Annotated in this window: 9 protein-coding genes; 1 reads left to right on the top strand and 8 read right to left on the bottom strand. The window is 63.2% G+C overall.

Annotation, left to right across the window (positions count from 1 at the left end; translation table 11 throughout):
• On the top strand, positions 1-518 hold a 518-nt coding region (locus EN781_RS17295), incomplete at its 5' end, for a tetratricopeptide repeat protein (RefSeq protein ID WP_127400179.1).
• Between the two features lie 46 nt (positions 519-564).
• Here EN781_RS17295 and EN781_RS17290 read toward each other — a convergent pair.
• The 8 genes from EN781_RS17290 to cpaB all read right to left on the bottom strand — a co-directional run.
• Entirely contained in the window at positions 565-879 is a 315-nt protein-coding gene (locus tag EN781_RS17290; RefSeq protein ID WP_126056629.1) for a putative quinol monooxygenase, read from the bottom strand.
• A 158-nt stretch (positions 880-1,037) separates the two neighbouring features.
• Positions 1,038-2,054, bottom strand: a complete 1,017-nt coding sequence (locus tag EN781_RS17285) for a type II secretion system F family protein (RefSeq protein ID WP_126056630.1) — start codon at positions 2,052-2,054, stop codon at positions 1,038-1,040.
• Between the two features lie 9 nt (positions 2,055-2,063).
• A complete protein-coding gene (locus tag EN781_RS17280) occupies positions 2,064-3,077 on the bottom strand; it encodes a type II secretion system F family protein (RefSeq protein WP_126056631.1) in 1,014 nt (337 codons plus the stop codon).
• Positions 3,078-3,106: 29 nt separating this feature from the next.
• Positions 3,107-4,606 carry a CpaF family protein gene (locus EN781_RS17275; protein WP_126056632.1) on the bottom strand — a complete coding sequence of 500 codons (1,500 nt, stop codon included), beginning with the start codon at positions 4,604-4,606 and terminating at the stop codon, positions 3,107-3,109.
• 29 nt (positions 4,607-4,635) lie between these two features.
• Positions 4,636-5,919: a CpaE family protein gene (locus tag EN781_RS17270; protein WP_189347635.1), complete on the bottom strand. Its 1,284-nt coding sequence runs from the start codon at positions 5,917-5,919 to the stop codon at positions 4,636-4,638.
• Between the two features lie 28 nt (positions 5,920-5,947).
• Positions 5,948-6,688 (bottom strand): CpaD family pilus assembly protein, encoded by a 741-nt coding sequence (locus EN781_RS17265; RefSeq protein ID WP_126056634.1) that lies wholly within the window; start codon positions 6,686-6,688, stop codon positions 5,948-5,950.
• Positions 6,689-6,702: 14 nt separating this feature from the next.
• Entirely contained in the window at positions 6,703-8,235 is a 1,533-nt protein-coding gene (locus EN781_RS17260; RefSeq protein ID WP_127400178.1) for a type II and III secretion system protein family protein, read from the bottom strand.
• Positions 8,232-8,916, bottom strand: a 685-nt coding sequence (gene cpaB / locus EN781_RS17255; protein ID WP_127400177.1) for a Flp pilus assembly protein CpaB, incomplete at its 5' end; no start/stop codon positions are given. The genes cpaB and EN781_RS17260, both read right to left, overlap by 4 nt.

The following is an 8,916-nucleotide window of genomic DNA, read 5'->3' as shown; positions in this document are numbered from 1 at the left end:
GGCCCAAGGACCGCGACGTGCTCGCCGCCTACGGCAAGGCGCTCGCCGCCAACGGGCAGTTCGAGCCGGCGCTGGATGCTGTGCGCCGCGCGCAGACGCCTGAATATCCGGACTGGCGGCTGGTGTCGGCCGAAGCCGCGATCCTCGACCAGCTCGGCCAGCGGGACGAGGCGCGCCAGGACTACCGCAAGGCGCTCGACCTCAAGCCGAACGAACCCTCGATCCTGTCCAATCTCGGCATGTCTTATGTGCTGGAAGGCGACCTGCGCACCGCCGAGACCTACATGCGCTCGGCGGCCCAGCAGCCGAACGCCGACAGTCGCGTGCGCCAGAATCTGGCGCTGGTCGTCGGCCTACAGGGCCGCTTCGACGAGGCCGAGAAGATCGCCTCGCAGGAGCTCTCGCCCGAACAGGCGCAAGCCAATGTCGCCTATTTGCGCCAGATGCTCGCCCAGCAGAACGCCTGGAACCAGCTGAAGGACCAGGACAAGGCAAAAGACACGCCCGCGACCAACTGACGGCATCGCCAGCGTCAGCCGATTCCTCAAGGTCATCGGCAATGGATCAGTTTGAAATTTGAGTTTTAGCTTTCAGCGAGATCGGATCGGTTTCGATCAGACGGAGGGACTTCACCATACCGGCGGTCTCGGCCTTGTATTTGAGAAAATGTGGCGTGGTCAGGTGCGCTTCATAAGCCGCCTGATCGGCATAACCTTCAATGACGCGGACGATATGCGGGCTTTCTCTGACCGACACCGCGAATAGAAAAAGCACCCCAGACTCTAGCCTCACAGAGGCTTCCGTCTCTTCAGAGATGAGAGCGGCGTAGGCGTCGAGGCAGTCGGCGTCGATCTCCAGGTCCGCTATCCTCACAATCATTGGCTATCCGTTTCATGTATGGCCTGCATGCAGCCGGCTTCTCGGCTTCCCTCTTCTCGATCTGCGCGACAATGATCTACCAAAGCTGGTCAGTAACGCCAGCGGCCATTGCCGGCGTCAAGCGCAGCCTTTTTCGTCAGCTTCCGGGTGTCGCTGCCCTACTGACTGCTTGAATTGTGCTGATCGCCGAAGATGCCGCGCTGGCTGACCTGGATGCCGGCCGGCCCCAGGATGATGGCGAACAGCACCGGCAGGAAGAACAGGATCATCGGCACGGTGAGCTTGGGCGGCAGGGCGGCTGCCTTCTTCTCCGCCGCGTTCATGCGCATGTCGCGGCTTTCCGAGGCCAGCACGCGCAGCGCATGCGCGACCGGCGTGCCGTAGCGCTCGGCCTGGACCAGCGCCTGCGACACCGACTTGACCGATTCCAGGCCGGTGCGGCTGGCAAGGTTCTCGTAGGCCACCTTGCGCTCCTGCAGATAGGAGAGCTCGGCGTTGGTGAGCACGAACTCTTCCGCGAGCGCCACCGACTGACCGCCGATCTCGTCGGCGACCTTGCGCAGCGCTGCTTCCACGGACATGCCCGACTCAACGCAGATCAGCATCAGATCCAGCGCGTCCGGCCACGCCATCTGGATCGACTGCTTGCGCTTGGTGGCGCGGTTGTTGACGTAAAGGATCGGCGCATAGAAGCCGCCATAGGCAACCACAACGCAGACAAACAGCTTGATGAAGGGTGGCTGCTGGGGCAGGCCGCCGAGCACGAACAGGTAGACGGCCGCGAGCGCGAAACCGACGAAGGGCAGGACCAGGCGGAAGAACAGGAAGCGCGTCAGCGGATTCTGGCCGCGAAACCCGGCCACTTTGAGCTTCTGCAGCGTGCCTTCATCGGCCAGCGCGCGCCTCAGGTCCAGCCGATCGACGATGTTGCGCATGCCGATCGACTGCTCTTCGCGCAGGCCCTTGCGGCGGCGATCGGCTTCGTTGGCCAGCCGTGCGCGCTGCTTGGCGCGCAGTTCCTCGCGCTCCAGCGCCACCGATTTCATGCGCGACTTAAGCTGGTTGCCGCCAAGCGCCGGCAAGAGCGTGAAGACCGTCGCGAACACCGCGATGCCGACCAGCAAGGCGATCAGAAAGCCGGGGTCGGTGAGGGATTTGACGACCTGGTCTGTCACTGACGCCCCCTAGACTTCGAAGTTCATCATCTTACGCATCACCAGGATGCCGATCGACATCCAGACCAGCGAACAGCCGATGATCAGGTTGCCCGTGCTGGTGGTGAACAGCGGCATGATGTAGTTCGGGCTCGACAGGTAGACGAGGAAGGCGACGACGAAAGGCAGGGCGCCGATGATGACGGCCGATGCCTTCGCCTCCATCGACAGCGCCTGCACCTTGGCCTTCATCTTCTTGCGGTCGCGCAGCACGCGCGAGAGGTTGCCAAGCGCCTCGGAGAGGTTGCCGCCCGCCTGTGACTGGATCTGGATGACGATGCCGAAGAAGCCCGCCTCCGCGCACGGCATGGTTTCGGACATGCGGATGGTGGCGTCGGGGATCGACATGCCCATCTGCTGCGAATCGATGATGCGGCGAAACTCGGTCCTGACCGGCTCCGGAGACTCGTTGGCGATCAGACGGATGGCATCGTTGAGTGGCAGGCCTGACTTGACCGCGCGCACGATGATGTCGAGTGCGTTCGGAAACTCGTTGAGGAATGCCTTGACCCGGCGGCTGCGGCGGAACGAGACGAACCAGCGCGGCAAGCCGAACGCGCCGGCCAGCAATGCGCCCGGCAGCACCAGAAGGGGCGCGCCGGCCACGTAGGCGAGCACCATGAGGGCGATGCCGCAGATCGCCGAGTAGATATAGAAGCGCTCGATGGAGACCTGCATGCCGGCCTGGCGGATCTGCACCTTGAGCGGCGGCTTCTTGACGATGCGATCGTTGGATCTCTGCTTTTCGTCGAGCTGCTTCAGCGTATCCTGGAGGGACTTTCGCCGCTTTACCGCCTCGGCGGCGCGGTCGCGCGAAGCCTTGACGATCGACCGGTCGGTTTCAGCCGTCTTGATGGTCTCAAGCCGCTTGCCGACCTGCTTCTCGTTGCTGATACGGGTGAACAGGAAAGCATAGGCGACCGCGCCGGCGCTGAAGCCAGCCAGCACGACAAACGCAAGTACGGTGCTGTCAATTCCGAACATCGACCAGAGCCCCTACGCCTCCAAATGCGTCAGCCAGCGTTTTTCTCCATAGCCTCGAGCGCGGTCGCGAGGCGCTGCTCCTCGCCATAATAACGGGCGCGATCCCAGAAATGTGGACGGCCGATACCGGTCGACACATGCTCGCCGATCAGCCGGCCGCCCGCGTCCTCACCCTTGATGTTGTAGAGGATGAGGTCCTGCGTGATGATGACGTCGCCTTCCATGCCGATCACTTCGGTGATGTGGGTGATGCGGCGCGAGCCGTCGCGCAGGCGGGCCGCCTGGATGATCACGTCGACCGAGCCGACGACGATCTCGCGCACGGTCTTCTGCGGCAGCGAATAACCGCCCATCGCGATCATCGATTCGATACGGTTCAGGCACTCGCGTGGGCTGTTGGAGTGGATCGTTCCCATCGAACCGTCGTGGCCGGTGTTCATCGCCTGCAACAGGTCGAACACTTCCGGTCCGCGCACTTCGCCGACGATGATCCGCTCGGGCCGCATGCGCAGGCAGTTCTTGACCAGGTCGCGCATCGTCACCTCGCCCTCGCCCTCGAGATTGGGCGGACGGGTTTCGAGGCGAACCACATGCGGCTGTTGCAGCTGCAGTTCGGCGGAGTCCTCGCAGGTGATGACGCGCTCCTCGCGGTCGATGTAGTTGGTCAGGCAGTTGAGCAGGGTCGTCTTGCCTGAGCCGGTGCCGCCCGAGATGACGACATTGCAGCGGACTCGGCCGATGATCTTGAGGACCTCGGCGCCCTGCGGCGAGATCGCGCCGAACTTGACCAGCTGGTCGAGCGTCAGCTTGTCCTTCTTGAACTTGCGGATGGTGAGGGCGGTGCCGTCGATGGAGAGCGGCGGCGCGATGACGTTGACGCGGGAACCGTCGGGAAGGCGGGCGTCGCAGATCGGGCTCGATTCGTCGACCCGGCGGCCAACCTGGCTGACGATGCGCTGGCAGATATTGAGGAGCTGCTGATTGTCGCGGAAGCGTATGCCGGTCTGTTCGACCTTGCCGTTGACTTCGATGTAGACGTTCTTGGAGCCGTTGACCATGATGTCGGCGATGTCGTCACGGGCAAGCAGCGGCTCCAGCGGCCCGTAGCCGAGCACATCGTTGCAGATATCCTCGAGCAATTGCTCCTGCTCGGCGATCGACATCGCGAAATTCTTGATCGCGATGATGTCGTTGACGATGTCGCGGATTTCCTCGCGCGCGCTTTCGGGATCGAGCTTGGCGAGCTGCGACAGGTCGATCGTGTCGATGAGGGCGGAAAAGACCTGGCTCTTGGTGTCGTAGTAGGTCTCGCTGCGCTCGCGCTGGACCTTCTTCGGCTCCGGCGCCAGCGGCGGCGGCTCGACCGGGCGGCGGGCGGGCTGAGCGGCCGGCTCTCCGGCCTGCGGCGGCGCGGCGGGCCGCGCAAGAACCGCGGCGTCCGCGGATCCAGGCGCCGCCGGCCCCGGTGCCGGCTGGCGGAATTCCGGCTTGAACCGGTTGCCGTCGTCAGAGCCTCTCTTACCAAACATGATCGACTACCAATTCCGCCGCCTGAGCGTTATTTCTTGTTGCGCGAGAGCTTGCCGAGAAGCGAGCCGAGACCCGCCTTCTTCTTGGTCTTGATTTCGCTGCGTCCGGTCAGCACATGCGCGATCTCGTCGATGATGCCTACGATCGGGCTCTTGGCATCCATCTCGCCCAGCATGCGCCCGTTGTTGGCCGCGTTGCCAAAGAGCAGCGGTTCGAACTGGATGACCGCCATCGGCGTGATGCCGAGCGGCTCGGCAAAATCCGACGGCCCGATCTCGGGACGCTTCGGCACGCCCGCCTGATTGATGACGAGCCTTGGCGCCGGATCGTTCGGACGCAGCCTTTTCAGCATGTCCACCATGTTCTTGGTGTTGCGCAGATTGGCCAGTTCCGGCGTCGCGGTGATGACGACCTCATCCGCCTTGATGAGGATGCTCTTGGCCCATCCCGTCCAGACATGCGGGACATCGAGGACCAGGAGCGGCGCGCTGCGCTGGGCCGTGTCGATAAGCTGCGAGAAGGCGTCGGGATCGAAGTCGTAGACCCGCTCGAGCGTGGATGGGGCCGCAAGCAGCGACAGGTGTTCTGCGCATTGCGCAAGCAACCGGTCGAGATAGACCTCGTCGACGCGCTCGGGCGAAAACACCGCCTCTGCGATGCCTTGCGCCGGATCCTGGTCGAAATTGATGTTGGCCGTTCCGAAGGCAAGATCGAGATCGGCCACGACCACTTCGGACTTGAACAGCGACGACATCGCCCAGGCGACATTGTGGGCGATGGTCGAGGAGCCGACGCCGCCCTTGGCGCCGATGAAGGCGATCGAGCGGCCGATCGGCTCGGCCTCCGGATCGACGAAGATCGACGAAACCACGCTGACGATGTCGGTCATCGACACCGGTGCGATGACGTATTCGGAAATGCCGGAGCGGATGAGCTCGCGATAGAGGCCGACGTCGTTGTAGTGGCCGATCACCACGACCTTCGAGGACGGATCACAATATTCGGAAAGCTGCGCCAGCTGCTCCAGCAGTTGCTTGGGCTCGCTGCGGGATTCGAGCAGGATCAGGTTGGGCGTCGGCGCCGACTGGTAGAACTCGATCGCGGTGGCGATGCCGCCCATATGAACCTTCAGATGGGCCTTCGCCATGCGCCGGTCCTCGCCGGCGAGGCGGACCGGACTGGCGACGCCCTCGGTTTCGCAAAAAGCCTGGATCGAGATGCGCGGGACCGGCCGCAAGGCCTGCATCGCGGCGATGTCCTGTTGCGAGGTATCGCCACCATCCAGTGGCGCGTCATAGGCAAGATTGCTCATCGTCATGCTCTCTCCCTGACTTGCGCCACTAGTAGGTCACTTCCGAGTTGCCGAGGAACTCGTCCGAAATGCCTCTGCTGCGATAGATGTCGATCACCTTGCTGCGGTTTTCGGCATCGATGTCGGATTGCTTGCGCGGCCCCAGCAGATCGGCCGGATTGGCCATCTGAGCGGCGAGGTTGTTCTGATACGAGCAGCCATAGTCGGCATAGTGCTTGTTTTCCGACGTCTGAAGCAGGTCTTCGGGCCAGCGTCCGCATTTGTCGGTCTGGGCCTTGATCGAGACGTAAGCGACGCGCACCGGCGCGGACGCTTCAGGCGATACCGACTGGTAGGACGTCATGACGATCCGGCTCCGGCTGACGCCGGCTGCGATGGCAAGCCTGGCGAAGTCGCGGCTGGCGGCGGCCGCGGCCACCTCGTTGGCCGACCCGACCGGGGCCGCGATCGTCAGCGCCGGGGCGGCGCTCTTGTCGTAGCCGTCGAGGAAGCCGAGCAGCGTATCGCGCTGGGAACCGGTCATGCCGCGGTCACCGGCGCCGACGGGAAGATCGATCTTCTGGTTTTTTTCAGCGATCACGATCGGATGGCTGGTGCGATAGTCGTCGGGGATGGCACCGACCGTAACGCTGTCGCGCTTCCAGCCTGCGCAGCCGGCAAGGGATGCGGCGAGCATGACCGCCAGGACCGGTGCGGCCGAGCGGCGGATCCGCTCGCGACCGGACTGTACTGGCGCTGCGGTCCCGATGATCTTCGATGACTGGAACATGTCCGCTTCCCCGCTCACTTGTAGATGAAGCCGACAACGCCGTGATAGCGGCCGTTGGGCCTGTCGGTCTGCATGGTGCCGTAGACGCGGTTGACGCGACCAAGGAACATGCCCGCGCCGTCGCTCGGCGCGTTGAAGTTGTCGTCCGGCTTGGCAAGTTCATTGCGCGCGACCGGCCTGGCCAGATAGGGCGTGATGATGATGACGAGCTCGCTTTCGTTGCGCACGAAGTCCTTGCTGCGGAAAAGCGTGCCGAGCACCGGGATCTTGGCCAAGCCTGGCAGCCCCGAAACAGCCTGACGAATATCGTCACGGACAAGGCCGGCTATCATCATCGAACCGCCCGACGGCAATTCGACCGTCGTATCGGCCAGTCTCTTGCGAATCGACAGCAAGGTGGTTCCCGGCAGAGCGCCGCCCCCCTCGAGGGTGGTCGCGCCTTCTGCAGTCGGCTCCGAGACGGACGTCCTGACCTTGAGACTGATCCGCCCAGCCGACAGAACCACCGGCTGGAACTCGAGGCCGATGCCGTATTCGAGCTTGTCGTTGGTGTATGTGATTTGGCCCGTTTGGTTGTCAGTCGACGTGTTGCTCGTCCGCGAAGTGATGAGATTGAACTCACCGCCCACCTTGAATGTTGCCTTTTCGCCCGAAACAGCTGTCAGGGTCGGTTCCGCAAGCGTCTTCATGACGCCGCTTTGTTCCATGGCATTGATGTAGGACTGGAGTTCCGCAGTACCTAGCGACAGTCCAGAGCTTTGCGAGAGCGGTTTGCCCAATCCGTAGTTGGTCGAGCTGACGGCACCCCAGGTGATGCCATTGCTGCCGCCATTGCCGACCATGTTGACGCCGAGTTGCTTCATCACCGAGCGGCTGACTTCCGCCACCGTCACCTTGAGCGTCACCTGGTCGTCGCCGATGATCTGCAGCAGGTTGACGATCTTCGAGACGCGGCGTTCCTGGTCGGGATTGTTGATATCGACACCGCCATTGGCCGACCCACCGGCGGCGGTCTGCGAATATTGTCCGGTGGTCGCCTCGCCGCCAGACACAAAGATGGTCGCCAGATCGACCGCGCGCTTGGCGTCGAGGGGGGTGTCCACGGTTCCGGTCAAGACGACGTTGTCGTTCAAAAGTTCGACCTTGATCTCGGAGGTCGGAAGGAAGCGCTTGAGGTAGTCCTCCAATCCGGCGACGTCGCGTTCGACCGCAAGGTCCAGGCTGACGATCTGCTCGCCATTGGGACCGAAGACGAAGATGTTGGTCTCGCCCACGGCCTTGCCGAACAGATAGATGCGCCTTGCCGTGCGCGTCACCGCATCGGCGACCGCCGGATTGGCAACGAGAATGTCATAGGCGTCGCTGGGCAGGTCGATGACCACCGACTTGTTGAGGCCGAGCTTTACGCGCTGCGTGGCGGTGGACGCCGACACCTGGGCGCTCCTTTTCGCGGCCTTCGCCTCGATAACTCCAGGCGCGCTGGTGCCGAGCAGGAACAGGCCGATCGCCGCTGCCACCATGAAGGGCAGTTTACCCTTTAGCCTCATTTCCTTGCTCCCACTTCGGAAACTTCGCCCGACTTGATCATCCGCACCGTGCCGCGCCGGCCGTTGCCGGAGACGAGGTAGTCAGCCTCGTTCAGATTCTTTTCGCTGGTGTCCGTGATCGAACGCAGCGCCAACGTCAGGCGATCGGCCATCTGCTGCGCGACCGTGATGATTTCGGCCTGCTGCGGCGTCAGCTCCAGAGTGGCTGTCTGGCCAACCCTGGTCTTCTTGCCCTCCTCGTCCTCCTGGATGGTCTGGTCGATCGCCAGGACGCGGATGTTCTTCAGGATGGTCTCGGTGGTGAAGCCGCTGCCACCCGTTCCAGTGTCGGAACGGCGGGTCATGATGACGTCAACGAAATCATTGGGAAGGATGAAGCCACCCGCCGAAGTGTCGGCAGATATGGCAGTGGCGACGGCGCGCATGCCGCTGGGCAGAATTGACGACATGAAGCTCTGCCCCTCGCCGATCAGCTTGGAGCGCCTCAGCGGCTCGCCCGTGTACATCGCCACGCGGGCAACGGAGCCCTTCAGCTTATCCAGCGCATCGGGCTCGGCGGCTCGGGTGATGAAATTGGCATTGATGCCGCCGGACGGCCAGGACTCCCAGCTGATGTTGTTCTCCAGCGGGCTGCCCATGGCGACATCGCCGGACAGGACGAGCACGTCCTGCAGGGCGATG

This window comes from Mesorhizobium sp. M4A.F.Ca.ET.090.04.2.1 (assembly GCF_003999085.1).
Taxonomy (GTDB): domain Bacteria; phylum Pseudomonadota; class Alphaproteobacteria; order Rhizobiales; family Rhizobiaceae; genus Mesorhizobium.
The sequence above is the reverse complement of the archived record's forward strand: the minus strand, read 5'-3'. Positions and strand labels throughout refer to the sequence as shown.

Bases quoted from the DNA above. Each gene is read 5' to 3' on its own strand.
- EN781_RS17290 (WP_126056629.1), bottom strand. From the start codon at position 879: ATGATTGTGAGGATAGCGGACCTGGAGATCGACGCCGACTGCCTCGAC.
- EN781_RS17280 (WP_126056631.1), bottom strand. From the start codon at position 3,077: ATGTTCGGAATTGACAGCACCGTACTTGCGTTTGTCGTGCTGGCTGGC.
- EN781_RS17275 (WP_126056632.1), bottom strand. From the start codon at position 4,606: ATGTTTGGTAAGAGAGGCTCTGACGACGGCAACCGGTTCAAGCCGGAA.
- EN781_RS17270 (WP_189347635.1), bottom strand. From the start codon at position 5,919: ATGAGCAATCTTGCCTATGACGCGCCACTGGATGGTGGCGATACCTCG.
- EN781_RS17265 (WP_126056634.1), bottom strand. From the start codon at position 6,688: ATGTTCCAGTCATCGAAGATCATCGGGACCGCAGCGCCAGTACAGTCC.
- EN781_RS17260 (WP_127400178.1), bottom strand. From the start codon at position 8,235: ATGAGGCTAAAGGGTAAACTGCCCTTCATGGTGGCAGCGGCGATCGGC.